Origin of the sequence: Pseudomonas sp. G11-1 (assembly GCF_024031555.1) — a bacterium.
Classification (GTDB): Bacteria; Pseudomonadota; Gammaproteobacteria; order Pseudomonadales; family Pseudomonadaceae; genus Halopseudomonas; species Halopseudomonas bauzanensis.
The window spans coordinates 16,388-33,550 of the sequence record NZ_QEYQ01000008.1; the positions used below are offsets into that span (position 1 = coordinate 16,388).

General features: G+C 61.2%; 15 protein-coding genes. 12 read left to right on the top strand and 3 right to left on the bottom strand.

What is annotated here, in order from left to right:
* The gene (locus tag DHB74_RS16185; protein WP_280165139.1) at positions 1-1,143 is read right to left on the bottom strand and encodes an efflux RND transporter periplasmic adaptor subunit; all 1,143 of its coding nucleotides are present in this window, start codon (positions 1,141-1,143) and stop codon (positions 1-3) included.
* Between the two features lie 208 nt (positions 1,144-1,351).
* Between DHB74_RS16185 and DHB74_RS16190 the strand changes: the two genes are divergently transcribed.
* Complete coding sequence (locus DHB74_RS16190; RefSeq protein WP_074779298.1) at positions 1,352-1,993, top strand: TetR family transcriptional regulator; 642 nt, start codon at positions 1,352-1,354, stop codon at positions 1,991-1,993.
* A gap of 82 nt (positions 1,994-2,075) precedes the next feature.
* The gene (locus DHB74_RS16195; protein ID WP_499162032.1) at positions 2,076-2,426 is read left to right on the top strand and encodes a Rieske (2Fe-2S) protein; all 351 of its coding nucleotides are present in this window, start codon (positions 2,076-2,078) and stop codon (positions 2,424-2,426) included.
* Here DHB74_RS16195 and sfsA read toward each other — a convergent pair.
* A complete protein-coding gene (sfsA, locus tag DHB74_RS16200; protein ID WP_499162081.1) occupies positions 2,399-3,127 on the bottom strand; it encodes a DNA/RNA nuclease SfsA in 729 nt (242 codons plus the stop codon). The two genes, DHB74_RS16195 and sfsA, sit on opposite strands and share 28 nt — an antisense overlap.
* On the bottom strand, positions 3,127-4,305 hold the full coding sequence (locus DHB74_RS16205; protein ID WP_036993096.1) for a pyridoxal phosphate-dependent aminotransferase: 1,179 nt from the start codon (positions 4,303-4,305) through the stop codon (positions 3,127-3,129). Before DHB74_RS16205 ends, sfsA begins: the two co-directional genes overlap by 1 nt.
* 229 nt (positions 4,306-4,534) lie before the next feature.
* Between DHB74_RS16205 and dksA the strand changes: the two genes are divergently transcribed.
* The 10 genes from dksA (at position 4,535) to acs (ending at position 17,149) form a co-directional block, all read left to right on the top strand.
* On the top strand, positions 4,535-4,978 hold the full coding sequence (dksA, locus tag DHB74_RS16210) for an RNA polymerase-binding protein DksA (protein ID WP_499162034.1): 444 nt from the start codon (positions 4,535-4,537) through the stop codon (positions 4,976-4,978).
* Positions 4,979-5,049: 71 nt separating this feature from the next.
* Positions 5,050-5,934 carry a tRNA glutamyl-Q(34) synthetase GluQRS gene (gene gluQRS, locus DHB74_RS16215; RefSeq protein ID WP_499162036.1) on the top strand — a complete coding sequence of 295 codons (885 nt, stop codon included), beginning with the start codon at positions 5,050-5,052 and terminating at the stop codon, positions 5,932-5,934.
* Positions 5,935-5,937: 3 nt separating this feature from the next.
* A complete protein-coding gene (locus tag DHB74_RS16220; protein ID WP_036993100.1) occupies positions 5,938-6,114 on the top strand; it encodes a hypothetical protein in 177 nt (58 codons plus the stop codon).
* The gene (locus tag DHB74_RS16225) at positions 6,104-9,034 is read left to right on the top strand and encodes a sensor histidine kinase (RefSeq protein ID WP_036993102.1); all 2,931 of its coding nucleotides are present in this window, start codon (positions 6,104-6,106) and stop codon (positions 9,032-9,034) included. The genes DHB74_RS16220 and DHB74_RS16225 overlap by 11 nt, the downstream gene beginning before the upstream one ends.
* A 47-nt stretch (positions 9,035-9,081) precedes the next feature.
* Entirely contained in the window at positions 9,082-10,503 is a 1,422-nt protein-coding gene (locus DHB74_RS16230) for a sigma-54-dependent transcriptional regulator (RefSeq protein ID WP_499162039.1), read from the top strand.
* 857 nt (positions 10,504-11,360) lie between these two features.
* Positions 11,361-12,737, top strand: a complete 1,377-nt coding sequence (locus tag DHB74_RS16235; RefSeq protein ID WP_036993104.1) for a polynucleotide adenylyltransferase PcnB — start codon at positions 11,361-11,363, stop codon at positions 12,735-12,737.
* Positions 12,737-13,237, top strand: a complete 501-nt coding sequence (gene folK, locus DHB74_RS16240; RefSeq protein ID WP_036993106.1) for a 2-amino-4-hydroxy-6-hydroxymethyldihydropteridine diphosphokinase — start codon at positions 12,737-12,739, stop codon at positions 13,235-13,237. Before DHB74_RS16235 ends, folK begins: the two co-directional genes overlap by 1 nt.
* A gap of 152 nt (positions 13,238-13,389) precedes the next feature.
* The gene (panB, locus tag DHB74_RS16245) at positions 13,390-14,184 is read left to right on the top strand and encodes a 3-methyl-2-oxobutanoate hydroxymethyltransferase (protein WP_280165133.1); all 795 of its coding nucleotides are present in this window, start codon (positions 13,390-13,392) and stop codon (positions 14,182-14,184) included.
* A gap of 4 nt (positions 14,185-14,188) precedes the next feature.
* Complete coding sequence (gene panC, locus DHB74_RS16250) at positions 14,189-15,040, top strand: pantoate--beta-alanine ligase (protein WP_074779304.1); 852 nt, start codon at positions 14,189-14,191, stop codon at positions 15,038-15,040.
* A 168-nt stretch (positions 15,041-15,208) separates the two neighbouring features.
* Positions 15,209-17,149 (top strand): acetate--CoA ligase, encoded by a 1,941-nt coding sequence (gene acs, locus DHB74_RS16255; RefSeq protein WP_036993110.1) that lies wholly within the window; start codon positions 15,209-15,211, stop codon positions 17,147-17,149.
* Positions 17,150-17,163 lie beyond the last annotated feature (14 nt).

Below are 17,163 nucleotides of genomic sequence, written 5' to 3' on the forward strand. Positions count from 1 at the left end.
TTATCCTTCCTGTTCGGCAGTATTGGCCGCACCGGCATTATCGACATTGGCCGCCGGTACCGGCTCAACCTGCATGCCCGGTTGCACCATGTGCAGTCCTTCGGTGATCAGCCGATCACCCACATTCAATCCCTCGCTGACCAGCCAACGATTGCCGACGGTACGTTCGGTCTGGATGATGCGCTGCTCGACCTTGTTGTCATCCGTGACCAGCATCGCCACCGCTAGCCCGCGCGGATTGCGGGTCACACCCTGCTGCGGCGCCAGGATCGCGTCGCTGCGCGAGCCGGCAACCAGTTGCGCATGCACGAACATGCCGGGCAGCAGAATCCGGTCAGGGTTGGGGAATACGGCGCGCAGGGTCACCGAGCCGGTGCTCGAATCAACGGACACCTCGGAGAACTCCAGGCGGCCTTCATGTTCGTACTCGGAACCGTCTTCCAGCTGCAGGGTGACCTTGGCGGCGTTGTCGCCCGCGCGCTGCAACCGACCGGCATCCAGATCCCGGCGCAATGCCAGCAGATCACGCGACGGCTGGGTCACGTCGACATAGATCGGGTCCAGTTGCTGGATGGTGGCCATCGCCTGTGCCTGGCCACTGCTCACCAGAGCGCCTTCGGTCACCGCAGACCGGCCGATGCGCCCGGAAATCGGCGCCAGCACGCGGGTGTAGCGCAAATCGATCTTGGCCCGCTCCAGCGCCGCCTCCGCTTGCAGCCGAGCCGCCCGCGCCTCGTCGTAGGCCTGCTGGCTGACCGCGCGATCCTTGACCAGAATCTCATAGCGGTCGGCCAGGGTGCCGGCGGACAACCGCGTGGCCTCGGCACTTTTCAGAGCAGCCTCGTAGACCGACGCATCGATCTGGTACAACTGCGCGCCGGCCTTGACCTCGGAGCCTTCTTCGAACAGACGCTTCTGGATGATGCCATTGACCTGGGGCCGCACTTCCGCCACCCGGAAGGCCTTGGTACGCCCCGGCAGCTCAGTGGTCAGCAGAAAGTCCTGCGCACTGATGGTAACCACGCCCACCTGGGGGATCTTGGGCGCCTGTGCGGTGGGTTCAGCCGAATCACCGCAGGCACTGAGCAGCGCCGTTACCGTGAACAAGGGGATCAGGGCAGCGCGAACTGACTTGACAGGCATGGGCGGGGCACCTCTACGGAACAATGGGATCAATAGAAAAGACGATGACTGAACAAGAAACCGACTCATTTGAATAACGCACAATAATACTTACATCCACGAATGTTTGTAAGTTGTTTTCACATTGGCTAACATCTTCGCGCTTGCCGGCTTTGCGCATCAGCGGACCTCCCTTGTCAAGCATATTTCCAGTTATTCAGAGGGCTAAATGGCCAGACGCACCAAGCAGGAAGCCCAGGAAACACGTACGCAGATCATCGATGCGGCAGAGCTGTGCTTCTTCAAAAAAGGGGTTTCGCACACCTCACTGGCCGAGATAGCCAAGACTGCCGGAGTGACCCGCGGCGCCATCTACTGGCACTTCGAAAACAAAGGCGAAGTGCTGGATGCACTGTTGCTGCGCGCAAAAACGCCCATCCAGCACCTGGATGAAGCCAGCCGGGCCGATGATGAACCCGATCCGCTGGGGCGTCTGCAGACCATGGTAGCGGAAGTGTTCCGCCAGGCCGAACGCGATCCCTCCACGCGACGCATCAACGAGATCATATTTCACAAGTGTGAATATACCGATCAAATGTGCGATCTGCGTGAACATATGCGCCAGCTGCGGTTGCAGTCCGACCTGAAACTGGAAACTGCGCTGCGCAATGCGATTTCGAAAGGACAGTTGCCGCCGCAACTGGATGTACTTATCGCCGCCCGCTGCCTGCATGCCTTTGTCGCCGGCATGCTTGATCTCTGGCTATTGCGCCCAGAGGATTTTTCTTTGAGCGAGCGCGCCGACCAGCTTGCCAGCGCGGTCATCGACATGCTGAAAAACGGCACCGCTTTGTCGGCTGGATCAGCATAACCAGTCGACTGAATCCGCTTGCGCCCTGCCCCCTCTGCGCGCCAGCATCAGCGGCGCCCGGAAAATGCGCCTGGAGATAAAGATGTCGAATCAGCCAACCGCCGAACTGCCTATTGCACTATGCCAACTGGATGACCTCGCCGACCCCGGCAGCCAGGGTTTCGTGGTGCAGGGGCGGCGCATCTTTGCGGTGCGTCAGGGGCAGCGGGTATTCGCCTATCTCAACCGTTGCCCCCACCGGGGCATTCCCCTGGAATGGGTGCCGGACCAGTTCCTCGACAGCTCCGGACGCCTGATCCAGTGCGCCAGCCATGGCGCGCTATTCCTGCCCGAGACCGGGGAATGCGTCGCCGGCCCCTGCAGCGGCGACCGTCTATTGCCTCTGCCCTGCCGCATCGAAGAGGGTCAGGTCTGGCTGCTCCCCTCACCCTGAAGCAGCACCGGTAACTGCCCGGCCACCTCCAGCCCCAGCGGCGTCGGTATTATCGACCAGGCCAGCACCTGCACTCCGGCCGCCACAGCTTCACGCAACAATTGCCCGTACACCGGATCGATGTGATCGGCAGGTCGCACGCAGGCGATACCGCTGTGCATGACACAGAACAGCAGACAGGCTCGCTGCCCCGCCTGCGCCAACTGCGTCAGCTCCCGCAGATGCTTCTGGCCGCGCAGGCTGACCGCATCCGGGAACGCACCCACCCCACCACCCAACGCCAGGGTCACACTCTTGACCTCCAGCACACAACTGCCCGTGGCACCCTCGAGTAGAAAGTCGAAACGGCTGCCACCCGGCGTCAGGGTGACCTCATGGCGCGCCACCGGATAATCCGTCAACGGCGCAATCAACCCGGCCGCCAGCGCGGCGGCAATGACGCTGTTGGCGCGGGCGCTGTGAATACAGGCCAGCTCACCGGGAAGGGTTTCCACCAGTTCCCAGGTGCCGGGCAGCTTGCGCCCCGGCCGCTGCTCCAGGTTGACCCAGACTCGGCTACCCGGCCCACCGCAGTTCTTCATCGAACCGGTGTTCGGGCAATGCAGTGTCAGCTCACGCCCGTCAGCCAGGCGGATATCGGCAAGAAACCGCTTGTAGCGCTGCACCAGCGTGCCGGCGACCAGTGCCGGCTCGTAAGGAATCAGCATCCCGGCCAGCGGTCCAGACCGCGAGCGATACGCTCCACTGCCTGTTCGAGGCGCTCCAGGGAGTTGGCATAGGCAAACCGCACATGTTCAGTGGCGCGGTGGTGGCCGAAGTCCAGCCCCGGGGTGATCGCCACATGCTCGGTTTCGATCAGGTGCTGACACAACCGCTGGCTGTCGGTAGTGAACGCCGTGGCATCAGCATACAAATAGAACGCCCCATCAGGCGTGTGCGGAATGCCGAAGCCCAGCTCACGCAGCGCCGGCAACAGAAAGTCCCGGCGCCGGTGGAAAGCGTCGCGGCGCGCTTCGCAGATGGCCAGGCTCTCCTCGCTGAAAGCAGCCAGCGCCGCCCGCTGCGACAGATGTGGGGCGCAGATGTAGAGATTCTGCGCCAGTTTCTCCAGCTCAGGTACTGCGGCCTCGGGCGCAATCAACCAACCCAGACGCCAACCGGTCATGCCGAAATATTTGGAAAAACTATTCAACACCCAGGCATCCGGGGCCACCTCCAGCACCGAAGTGGCATCGCAGCCATAGGTCAAACCATGGTAGATCTCGTCGACAATCAGTTGTCCGCCCAGCCGTCGGGTAGTATCGGCCAGTGCCGTGAGCTGTGCGCGGCTCAGCACGCTACCGGAGGGGTTGGCCGGTGAGGCGCAGAGTACGGCGGCGCTAGCACTATCCCAGTGCTGCTCGACCAGCTCTGGCGTCAGCTGATAGCCGCTCTGCGCATCCGCCGGGATCAATGTCGCCTGGCCTTCGACCAGCCGCAGGAAATGCCGGTTGCACGGGTAGGCCGGGTCAGCCATCAGCACCTTGCTACCGGGGTTCACCAGCAGGGCGCTGATCAGCAGCAAGGCCCCCGAGCCACCGGGGGTGATCACCACGCGGCGCGGGTCCAGATCGATACCGTAGCGCTGTTGATAGAAACCCGCTACGGCCTCGCGCAATGCCGGCAGTCCCAGCGCTGGCGTGTACTCGGTAAAGCCTGCCGCCAGTGCGGCCTGGCCGGCACGTATGATGGGGTCGGGCGTACCGAAATCCGGCTCGCCGATTTCCATGTGAATGACGTCGCGCCCCTGCGCTTCCAGTGCCTTGGCCCGCTCCAGCACGGCCATGACATGGAAGGGTTCGATCTCCCCGATCCGCTGTGCCCAACGCTGCCCCACCATGATTTCCTCCGCTGCCACCGCAGACAAAAAACCGCCATGATACCTGTGGCGACGGATGCTCGGCCAACCAATTCCCAGCTATGCTGTCGAAGTAGAAATATCTTAAGTTGGCAAAAAGTAGCTTCGCAGATCGGGTTCTGGTAGTTTTGCCCGCTTGCAGGCCACAGGCTGCACCCCCGCCGGTGTCGACCTGGCACAGGATGATTGAGCTAAAAGTGAGGCTGTTCTCATGCCCAGCAATACCAAAGAAAAGAATGCATTGTTGATTCGCGGCTTCGTTCCCTATAAGGAAGAGAAAGGCGAGGAGTATATGAACGAGCGTCAGCTCGAGCATTTCGCCAACATCCTCAATGGCTGGAAACGCGAACTGATGGAAGAAGTGGATCGCACCGTATCCTATATGCAGGACGAGGCAGCCAACTTCCCCGACCCGGCCGACCGGGCCAGTCAGGAAGAGGAATTCAGCCTGGAACTGCGTACCCGCGATCGCGAACGCAAGCTGATCAAGAAGATCGATCAGACTCTGCAGCGCATCGAGGATGAAGACTACGGTTTCTGCGATTCCTGCGGTGTCGATATCGGCATCCGCCGCCTCGAAGCCCGTCCCACGGCCACCCTTTGCATCGATTGCAAAACGCTGGCCGAAATCAAGGAAAAGCAGATCGGCGGCTGACCTGTCAGCGACCCGGTGGCAGACAGCACCCTGTCTGCCACAGTCCGATTCACTCGCAAGGCCCTGTCGCCATGCTCTCCCCGTATGTCGGGCGTTTCGCCCCCACCCCCAGCGGTTACCTGCATTTCGGCTCGCTGTTGGCTGCGGTCGCCAGCTATCTGGACGCACGTCAGCATCAAGGTCAATGGCTGGTCCGGATCGAGGATCTGGACACCCCGCGCAATCTGCCCGGCGCCAGCGAACATATCCTGCGCACCCTGGACGCTTACGGCCTGCACTGGGATGGCGAGATTATCTATCAGAGCGAGCGACTGCCGCTGTATCAGCAGGTAATTGATCACTGGCTGGAAACCGGCCAGGCTTATCACTGCGACTGTTCACGCCGGACCCTTCTCCAGCATGGCGGTGCCTACCCGGGAACCTGTCGTGAGCGTCACCTGCCCGCTGCGCCTGATCATGCGGTACGGGTGCGAGTCGCCGATCAGCCGGTGGTATTCCGGGACCGCCTGCAGGGAGAGTTTCAGCAAACCGCCGATGGGTTGTCCGGTGATTTCATCATTCGCCGGCGCGATGGCATCATTGCCTACCAGTTGGCGGTGGTGGTTGATGATATCGCCCAGCAGGTGACTGATATCGTACGTGGCGCCGACCTGCTGGATTCCACGCCCCGCCAATTGTGGCTATACCAGTTGCTGCAGCAACCAGCGCCGCGCTATCTGCATGTGCCCCTGGTGATGCGCGAGGATGGCGAGAAACTCAGCAAACGACTGGGCTCGACTCCGCTGGAACCCAGGCTGGCGACCGCTACTCTGCACCGGGCGCTCACGGTACTGGCCCAGGAGCCGCCGCCCGAACTGGCCGACGCCCCGGTCGATGAACAACTCGCCTGGGCTGTGGCACACTGGCAACCGCAGAGACTACCGGCAAAACGGCAGATTCCGGAGCCGAGGACATAAACCATGTACATCTACCGCCTGGTATTGCTGCTGGTCATCGGCATCTACCTGTTCTCACCAGCCATCATGGACTGGTGGATCGAGCCCATGGGCGCCTGGTATCGCCCCTATGTTCTATGGCTCATTCTGATCATCGCCGGCATGCTGTTGCAGAGCCCTAGGGATACCGATGAGCTTTGAACTCAGCCTGCTGATCCTGCTCAGCGTCGCCTATCTGGTCATCCTGTTCAGCGTGGCCTGGGCCACCGAACGGGGATTGCTGCCAAGCGCCGTGGTCCGCCATCCGGCGATTTACACCCTGTCCATCGGTGTATACGCCAGCGCCTGGGCGTTCTACGGTACCGTTGGCCTGGCCTATCAGTACGGCTACGGCTTCCTCACCTATTATCTGGGTATCTGCGGCGCCTTCCTGCTGGCACCGGTGCTGCTCAACCCGATTCTGCGTATTACCCGCACCTACCAGCTGTCATCCCTCGCTGACCTGTTCGCCTTCCGCTTTCGCAGCACCTGGGCCGGCACCCTGACCACCATCTTCATGCTGTTGAGCATGCTGCCGCTACTGGCGCTGCAGATCCAGGCCGTCACCGACTCGGTGCAGATCCTAACCCACGATCCGCGCCAGCGGCCGGTGGCGCTGGGCTTCTGTCTGCTGATCGTGCTGTTCGCCATCCTGTTCGGCGCCCGGCATATCTCGGCCCGGGAGAAACACGAAGGGCTGGTGATCGCCATCGCCTTCGAGTCGCTGGTCAAGCTGCTGTGTCTGTCCGCGGTCGGCCTGTACGCACTGTTCGTGGTGTTCGAGGGTCCTTCCGGCCTGGAGCTGTGGCTGAGCCACAACCAGGAAGCGCTGAAAACCCTGCATAGCCCGCTGCAGGAAGGCCCCTGGCGCACCTTGCTGCTGGTGTTCTTCGCCGCGGCCATCGTCATGCCGCACATGTACCACATGGCCTTCACCGAGAACCTCAACCCCCGCGCCCTTAGCGCGGCCAGCTGGGGGTTGCCCCTGTTCCTGCTGCTGATGAGCCTGGCCATCCCGCCCATTCTCTGGGCCGGCCTCTACCTGCAGGTGCCCACCAGCGCCGAGTACTACACCCTCGGCCTGGGCGTCGCCGCTGGCGCCGACTGGCTGACCCTGGTCGCCTTCATCGGCGGGATCTCTGCCGCCAGCGGGCTGATCATCGTGGTTACCCTGGCGCTGTCCGGTATGGTGCTCAACCATCTGGTACTGCCGGTATACCAGCCAAGCGCCGATAACAACGTCAATATCTACCGCTGGTTGTTATGGACCCGGCGCAGCCTGATCGCCGCCATTATCATGGCCAGCTATGGCTTCTACCACCTGCTGGACTCGGACCAGCCGCTGACCAACCTGGGCATCACCTCCTTCGTCGCCACCGTGCAATTTCTGCCCGGTGCGCTTTCGGTGCTGTACTGGCCGCAGGCCAACCACCGCGGCTTCATCTGTGGTTTGATCGCCGGCATGAGCATCTGGGCCTGCACCATGCTGCTGGTCATGGTCACCGGTATCGACACGCTGCACATTCTGGGTCTGCAGGTGACCCTGGATTCGGAGTCCTGGCATATCGCCGCGATCGCCTCGCTGACCGCCAACATTGTGGTATTCACCCTGGTCTCGCTGTTCACCCGGCGCTCGCCCGATGAGGTCAGTGCCGCCGAAGCCTGCCTGGTCGATAACGTCAGACGCCCCCAGCGCATGGAACTGATTGCCAGGTCGCCCCAGGAATTCGCCCAGCAGATGGCCAAGCCGCTGGGTAACAAGGCCGCCCAGCAGGAAGTCGAGCAGGCTCTGCGCGATCTCAAACTGCCCTTCGATGAGCGCCGCCCCTACGCCCTGCGCCGCCTGCGTGACCGTCTGGAGGCCAACCTGTCAGGCCTGATGGGCCCGGCAGTGGCGCAGGAGATGATCGAGACCTTCCTGCCATTCAAGCTGGCGCGCAACGGCTACGTCACCGAAGACATCCACTTCATCGAAAACCGCCTGGAGGACTACCACTCGCGGCTGACCGGACTGGCCGCGGAACTGGATGCCCTGCGCCGCTACCATCGCCAGACCCTGCAGGATCTGCCCATGGGCGTATGCTCGCTGGCCGAGGACAATGAAGTATTGATGTGGAACCGGGCATTGCAGACACTCACCGGCATCAATGCCGAGAGCGTGATCGGCTCGCGCCTGGAGAACCTGCCGGCGCCCTGGAATGAACTGCTGGAGCGCTTTGTCAGCGATGAATCGGCGCACCTGCACAAGCAGAAGCTGGTCAACCGTGGTCAGACCCAGTGGCTTAACCTGCACAAGGCAGCGATTGACGAACCCGGTAATGCTCGCGGCGGCCTGGTCTTGCTGATCGAGGACCAGACCGAAACCCAGATGCTCGAGGAAGAGCTGATCCACTCCGAGCGCCTGGCCTCAATCGGCCGTCTGGCCGCTGGGGTGGCCCATGAAATCGGCAATCCAATCACCGGCATCGCCTGCCTGGCGCAAAACCTGCGCGAAGAGTCTGCCCAGGCCGAAACCCTGGAAGCAGCGGAGCAGATTATCGAGCAGACCCGCCGGGTATCGCGCATCGTGCAGTCCATGGTCAATTTCGCCCATGTCGGCAGCCGGCACAACAATGCCAACGATGAAGTCGATCTGGTCGCCTGCACCAACGAGGCCATTCACCTCCTGTCACTGAACCGCAAGGGCCCCGAGGTCAATTATGTTAACCTGTGCGATACCGCTCACCGGGTAGCCGGTGATAGCCAGCGTCTGGTACAGGTTCTGATCAACCTGCTAGGCAATGCCCGCGATGCCAGCCGCAGCGGTGACAGCGTCACCATCCACACCGCCGCGGATGAACACCAGATATTGCTGATGGTTGAGGACCAGGGCAGCGGCATCGAACATGAGCTCAAGGATCGGTTGTTCGAACCCTTTTTCACGACCAAGGAGCCAGGTGCAGGTACCGGACTCGGACTGGCGCTGGTGTACTCAATCATCGAAGAGCATTATGGTCAGATTACGGTAGACAGCCCCATCGATGATGTAACTCAGCGGGGAACCCGGTTCACCATTACGTTACCCCGCTATGGCGTCTTTTAGTTACGGCAGCGCCTGACTTCGTCGGACGCTGTCGCATAGAGGTAGATATGTCGCATATTCTGGTTGTTGAAGACGAACCCATCATTCGCACCGCACTGCGGCGGCTGCTGGAACGCCACCAATACCAGGTCAGTGAGGCTGGCGCTGTACATGAAGCCGTCGAGAACCACAATCTGGACGACTTCGCGCTGATCATCAGCGACCTGCGTCTGCCTGGCGAGCCCGGCACAGAACTGATTCGTCGCGCTCCCAATACCCCCGTATTGATCATGACCAGCTACGCCAGTCTGCGCTCGGCAGTGGACTCGATGAAACTCGGCGCCGTGGACTACATTGCCAAGCCCTTCGATCATGAAGAGATGTTGCAGGCCGTGGCCCGCATCATCGAAGCCAGCCAGCAATCGCGCGCCGCAGCGGGTGTCGCTGATCCGGCGCCAGCCGCCGATACCGCCAGCGACGATACCGATGATACCCAGTCCATGGGCATCATCGGCGCCAGCCCGGCGATGCTCACCCTGTTCAAGCGTATCCGCAAGGTCGCCCCGACCATGTCCACGGTGCTGATCCAGGGTGAATCCGGTACCGGCAAGGAACTGGTCGCCCGCGCCCTGCATGAAAACTCACCGCGCGCCCGCGCCCCGATGATCTCGGTCAACTGCGCGGCGATCCCTGAGACCCTGATCGAATCCGAACTGTTCGGCCATGAAAAAGGCGCCTTCACCGGCGCAGTGGCCGGGCGTACCGGGCTGGTCGAAGCGGCGGATGGCGGAACCCTGTTTCTCGACGAAATCGGCGAACTGCCGCTGGAAGCCCAGGCCCGCCTGTTGCGGGTACTGCAGGAGAGCGAAATTCGCCGGGTCGGTTCCGTACAGTCGCAGAAGGTCGATGTGCGCCTGGTCGCGGCCACCCACCGTGACCTCAAGACCCTGGCCCGCCAGGGCCTGTTCCGTGAAGATCTGTATTACCGCCTGAACGTCATCGAGCTGCGCCTGCCACCGCTGCGGGAGCGTGGTGACGATGTCATGCTGATCGCCGAGGCGTTACTCGCCCGGATCGGCCGCAACATGGGCACGCCCGCCCTGCATTTCAGCAAGGAGGCGACCAACTCCATCCGCCATTATCAGTGGCCCGGCAACGTGCGCGAACTGGAAAATGCCATCGAGCGGGCAGCCATTCTCTGCGACGAAGACGAGATTTCCACTGACTTGCTGGGCATCGAGCCAGACCTCGAACAGGAGCGCACGTCCCAGGCCACCAGCGCCCTGGAATCCATGCGCTCACCCAGCTCACAGAGCACCGAGCCGGCTGAAGACCTGTCGCTGGAGGATTATTTCCAGCATTTCGTGCTTGAGCATCAAGAGCACATGACCGAGACCGAACTGGCCAATAAGCTGGGCATCAGTCGCAAATGCCTGTGGGAACGGCGTCAGCGCCTGGGAATCCCACGCAAGAAAACCGCCAATTCCTGAATTTGCGACGGCCCTCCTCCATATGGAGGATTCCCCAACAGCTTGGCCAGTGCAAAGTGTTACCTGTTACCTTCGAGAAACTGTTACCCCTCACCCGCAAGGGGTAACACTTTAACGGGACATAAGGTAACGAATCCCTCCCCCACTCCCGCCTCACTTTTCACTGAAAACGCTAACAACCTGTTTTTAAAGACATTTAAAAACATGGCACGGCAAATGCTTTATTACAGACACAACAAGAATAAAAACCAGGCAAGACCCCATAACAAAAACAAGATTCAGCTCCACACCTAACAAAAACAAAACGTGCGAGTGTAGCAAACTGATTTTTTTGGAGAATAGGAAGCACCGCTGGCGAACGTAATGTTCGATTGGAAACCGAGAAGAATAAAAGTTGCCTGAGCAACCGACCGGTACCGATGCCAAGCTTGGCCAAAGCAGCTTCCCGAGCATCCAAAGCAATCCGCTTGCTTTAGGCAACCCGGGATGGGTTTAAACGGGGTGACACTGTCGCCCAGCCCAAAAAAACAAGAAACAGCTCAAATAACAACAACAAAAAACCATTAGGGGGAGTGAATACTCCCCTTGAGCTTTCCTGCAATACTCCCAGCAGTATCTTCCCGCATCGCTTCCCTACAATTTCCCCGCTATTCAAGCTAGAATGGGTGTCTGTTGATACAGGCAACACTGTATTCGAAACCGACCTTACGTCTATCCAGTGCCTTGCCCATGACATTCATGTTGACTTCGGGCTTTTTGAAGCCTCTGTAAAATGTAGCTGCCAGGGACATCCAGCGCCGCCGTTTTTCACAGGATTCGAGGTCTGGGTTGGAGACGCCGGTGGACTACCCACTCATATGATTCGCAAGCTACTGAAAAAGATACCCTCTCCCTTCGGGCGACCCGCCCATAGGCGTACCACGCCCGCTATTATTCCGCCCAGCCAGCACGCGTTGCAGCGCCGCCAGATCAGCCGCAACGCGGTGACGGTGGTCGAGCGCCTCCAGCAAGCCGGCTATCAGGCCTTTGCGGTGGGCGGCTGCGTTCGCGATCTGCTGCTGGAAATGGACCCCAAGGATTACGACGTCGCCACCAGCGCCACGCCAGAGCAGGTCCGTGCCACCTTCCGCAATTGCCGACTGATCGGCCGGCGATTCAAGCTCGCCCACGTCTACTTTGGTCGCGAGATCATCGAGGTGGCAACCTTCCGCGCCGGCCATGCCGATGACGACGAAGGCGACTTGGGACGCGAGCAGTCGCTGCAGAGCGAGTCGGGTCGGTTGTTGCGGGACAACGTCTACGGCACCCTGGAGCAGGATGCCCAGCGCCGTGATTTCACCATCAACGCCCTGTATTACGATGTCTGTACCGGCAATATCCATGATTACGCCAATGGGCTGCAGGACATTCGCAATGCCCGGGTACGCTTGATCGGCGATCCGGTGCAGCGTTATCAGGAAGACCCGGTGCGCATGCTGCGCGCGGTGCGCTTCGCCGCCAAGCTGGATTTCGAGATCGAGCCACACAGCGCCGCACCCATCGCCGAGCTGGCCGAGCTGCTGTACGACATTCCCGCGGCGCGGTTGTTCGACGAGGTGCTCAAGCTGCTGCTCAACGGCCAGGGCGAACGCACCTTCGATCTGCTGCTGGAGTACGACCTGTTCGCGCCGCTGTTCCCGGACACTGACGACGCCATCGAAGATAACCCCGGCTATACCCTCAAGCTGGTTCGCCAGGCCCTGCGCAACACCGATGACCGTATTCACCAGGGGCGCCCGGTCACGCCGGCGTTCCTGTTTGCCGCGCTGCTCTGGCCGGCATTACCCCAGCGTACCCGCGAGCTGGAGGAACAGGGTATTCCGTTGATTCCTGCCCAGCAGCAGGCGACCCACGAGCTGCTGGCCGAACAGTGCCGTCACACTGCCATTCCCAAGCGTTTCAGCATTCCGCTGCGGGAGATCTGGGATATGCAGCCACGGCTGGAGCGGCGCAACGGCCGCCGCGCCGACCAGATGCTGGAGCACCCGCGTTTTCGGGCCGCCTACGACTTCCTGCTGCTGCGTGAAGAGGCCGGCGAGGATACTGGCGGCCTGGGCCAGTGGTGGACCCGCTATCAGGATGTAGGTGCGGATGAACGGCGCCGCATGATCCAGCAATTGAGCAGCCGTGATCCGGCCGGCAAGCGTGGCCGCCCCCGGCGCAAGCGCAAGCCCCAGGGCGGGTCAGACAATTGATGCAACGCTGTTTCATCGCCCTGGGCAGCAACCAGGCTGATCCCGCCGCGCAGGTCACCCACGCCTTCACCGAGCTGGAGAGGTTGCCGCAGTCGCACTTGCAGGCGTGCTCCTCGTTATACCGCAGCGCCCCCCTGGGGCCACAGGATCAACCGGCCTTCGTTAATGCCGTGGCCATGCTCGACACCAGCCTGGAGCCGGAGATGCTGCTGGATGCCCTGCAGGATATCGAGCACCGTCGAGGCCGGGTACGCAAAGCCGAACGCTGGGGACCGCGCATTCTGGATCTTGATCTACTGCTATACGGCGACCGGATAATCGACACGCCGCGCCTGCAGGTGCCGCATTATCATATGCATGCCCGTTCCTTTGTGCTGTATCCGCTGGCAGAATTGGCAGCGGATCTGACCCTGCCCGATGGCACATCGCTACAACAGCTGCTGGCGGCCTGTCCACCGACGGACCTGGAACGCCTGCCGGGCAACGCTGCACAAGGTTGAGATATGTATTTTCTGGAGCATCATCGTTCAAGTCAGGAAGACTATACTGCTGAGGCTGTTATCAACCTGAGCAATCGGAGCGACAGACAGTCCGCCTGCCTGCCGATCACAGCCATGTTGCCTCTTGCGAGGCCGAACTACTGGAATCTGCCATGCCTGACATTACCCTGACCACGCTGAACAAGCTCAAGCAGAACGGCGAGAAATTTGCCTGCCTGACAGCGTATGACGCCACCTTCGCCCATCTGGAAAGTACCGCTGGGGTGGAAGTGCTGTTGATTGGTGACTCCCTGGGAATGGTTCTTCAGGGACACGACAGCACCCTGCCGGTGACTGTCGAGGAGATGGCCTACCACACCGCATCCGTCAAGCGCGGCAATCGTGGCGCCCTGATCATGGCTGACCTGCCGTTCATGTCCTACGCCACCCTGGAGCAGGCCATGGCCAACAGCGCGCGGTTGATGCAAGCCGGAGCGCACATTCTCAAGCTGGAAGGCGGCGGCTGGCTGGCGGATATCACCACCACCCTCACCCGTAATGGGATTCCGGTTTGCGTGCATATGGGCCTGACCCCACAGACCGTCAACGTACTGGGTGGCTATAAGGTACAGGGCCGCCAGCAGGACCAGGCCGAAGCCATGCTTCAGGATGCCATTGCCCTGGAGGCAGCCGGCGCCGCCATGCTGCTGCTCGAATGTGTACCCAGCGAGCTCGCCAATGCCATTACCCGTGCCGTGAGCATTCCGGTCATCGGCATTGGCGCCGGCAGCGGTACTGATGGTCAGGTGCTGGTGGTGCACGACATGCTCGGCCTGTCGATCAGCGGTCGCCTGCCGCGCTTCGTGAAGAACTTCATGGCTGGCCAGGCAGATATCGCCTCGGCCATCACCGCGTATGTCAGCGCGGTGAAAGCTGCCGAATTCCCCGCGGCCGAGCACGAGTTCTGACACCATGAACACACTGCATTCCATTGCCCAGCTGCGCGCCGCCCTGGCGCGCGCGCGTCAGGAGAACAAACGCATCGGTCTGGTACCGACCATGGGCAATCTGCATGACGGGCACATCGCCCTGGTGGCGAAAGCCCTGCAGCGTACCGACTATGTGGTGGTAAGCATCTTCGTCAACCCGCTGCAATTCGGCGCCAACGAGGATCTGGACAGCTATCCGCGTACCCTGGCGGAAGACCAGCGCAAACTGCTGGACGCCGGCGCCCATCTGATCTTCGCGCCGAATGTCAGCGAAATTTATCCCGAAGGGATGGATGGACACACCCTGATCAGCGTGCCCGTCGTCTCCGAAGGCTTGTGCGGCGCCAGCCGTCCTGGCCATTTCAACGGGGTATCGACGGTGGTGGGCAAATTGCTGAATATCGTCCAGCCGGACCTGGCCGTCTTCGGTGAGAAGGATTTCCAGCAGCTGGCGGTAATCCGCAAGATGGCCCACGACCTGTGCCTGCCGGTGCAGATCATGGGCGCGCCTATCGTACGTGCCGAGGATGGCCTGGCACTGTCGTCGCGCAATGGTTATCTGGGCGAGGAGCAGCGCCGCATCGCACCGCGCCTGTATCAGACCCTGCAGCAGATCCAGCAGCAGCTGGAAAGCGGGCGCCGCGATTTCCCGGCCATCATCGAAGAAGCGCGCCTCGCGCTGATCGAGGCCGGCTTCCAGCCTGATTACCTGGACCTGCGCGAGGCCGAAACCCTGCAACCGGTCACCTCAGCAAGCCAGGATATCGTCATCCTCGCTGCCGCCTTCCTTGGTGCCACTCGCCTGATCGACAACCTCCGCGTCAGCCTCGCCTGACGCTTCCCCCAGCCGGTCCCTAGCCGATTGGTGTCTGTCCGACATAGACCAAAGAAGGGTTGAATTGCCCTTCGTTCTGATCAACGCTTGACACAAACAGAACAAGTAGAAACCGCGTGCTCGCGCGCGGTATTTCTAAAGTCGACAATAACAACAGAGGACCACGCCATGTACAAGACTGAGCAACATCAGGTTTCTGAGGCCGCCCGGCGCAATACCCATCTTGATGCCGACGGCTACGAACGACTCTATCGCCAGTCCATCGAGCAGCCGGATACTTTCTGGGCCGAGCAGGCCAATCGCTTCGTCGAGTGGATGCAGCCCTGGAGCAAGGTGCAGGAAAGCAACATGGCGCGCGGCGAGGCGGCGTGGTTCATCGATGGCAAATTGAATGTCAGTGCCAACTGTATAGACCGGCATCTGGCCAAGCGTGGCGATCAGACCGCGATCATCTGGGAAGGCGATGATCCGGGCCAGGACCGGCGCATCAGCTACCGCGAACTGCACGAACAAGTCTGCCGCCTGGCCAACGTCCTGAAAGCGCGCGGCGTGAAGAAAGGCGACCGCGTCTGCCTGTACATGCCGATGATTCCCGAAGCCGCTTTCGCCATGCTGGCCTGCGCCCGCATCGGCGCGGTGCACTCGGTGGTATTCGGTGGCTTTTCGCCCGATGCCCTGCGCGACCGCATTCTCAATGCCGATTGCCGGGTGGTCATCACCGCCGATGAAGGCGTACGCGGCGGCAAGAACGTGGCGCTGAAAAAGAACGTCGAAAAGGCCCTGAACGACTGCCCCGACGTACATACCGTGGTTACCGTCAAGCGCACCGGCGCGGACATCGCCTGGCATGAACACCGTGACGTCTGGTATCACGAGGCTTGCGCCGCAGTCAGCGCCGACTGCGAGCCGGAACCCATGGACAGTGAGGACCCACTGTTCATCCTCTATACCTCCGGCTCCACCGGCAAACCCAAGGGCGTACTGCATACCACTGGCGGTTATCTGCTCAGCGCCGCGCTGACCCACCATTATGTATTCGATTATCACGACGGCGAGGTCTACTGGTGTACTGCCGACGTCGGTTGGGTAACCGGTCACTCCTATATCGTCTATGGCCCGCTGTGCAACGGCGCGACCACGCTGATGTTCGAAGGCGTACCGACCTATCCGGATGCCTCGCGCTGCTGGCAGGTTATCGACAAACACCAGGTGAACGTCTTCTATACCGCGCCCACTGCCATCCGCGCGCTGATGGCCCTGGGTAACGAGCCGGTAAAATCCTCGTCCCGGGCCAGCCTGCGGCTGCTTGGCAGCGTCGGCGAACCGATCAACCCAGAGGCCTGGGAGTGGTACTACCATGTCGTCGGCGATAGCCGCTGCCCGGTCGTCGATACCTGGTGGCAGACCGAGACCGGCTCGATCATGATCGCCCCCCTTCCCGGCGCCACCAACCTCAAGCCAGGTTCGGCCACCCGCCCGTTCTTCGGCGTCGAACCGGCGTTGTTCGACAATGACGGCAACGAAGTGCATGGTGTCGGCGATGGCAATCTGGTGATCAAGCGCTCCTGGCCCAGCCAGATTCGCACCGTCTACGGCGATCATCAGCGCCTGATTGATACCTACTTCAGTACCTACAAAGGTGTCTACTTTACCGGCGACGGTGCACGCCGCGATGAGGACGGGTATTACTGGATCACCGGCCGGGTGGATGATGTGTTGAACATCTCCGGCCACCGTATCGGCACCGCCGAGGTGGAAAGTGCGCTGGTGCTGCATGATGCTGTCGCCGAAGCGGCAGTGGTCGGCTGCCCCCATGACATCAAAGGCCAAGCCATCTATGCCTACGTCATGCCGATGCGTGGTGTAACGCCGTCTGACGAGCTGCTGGTCGAGCTCAAGGCCTATGTCAGCGAGCAGGTTGGCGCCTTCGCCAGACCGGACTTCATCCAGTGGACGCCGGGATTGCCGAAGACGCGCTCGGGCAAGATCATGCGCCGGATTCTGCGCAAGATCGCCTGTGACGAGCTGGATACCCTGGGCGACACCTCAACCCTTGCTGATCCAGCGGTGGTCGAGGAGCTGATAGAGCACCGTCTGAACCGAGCCTAGCGGCACAATGGCGG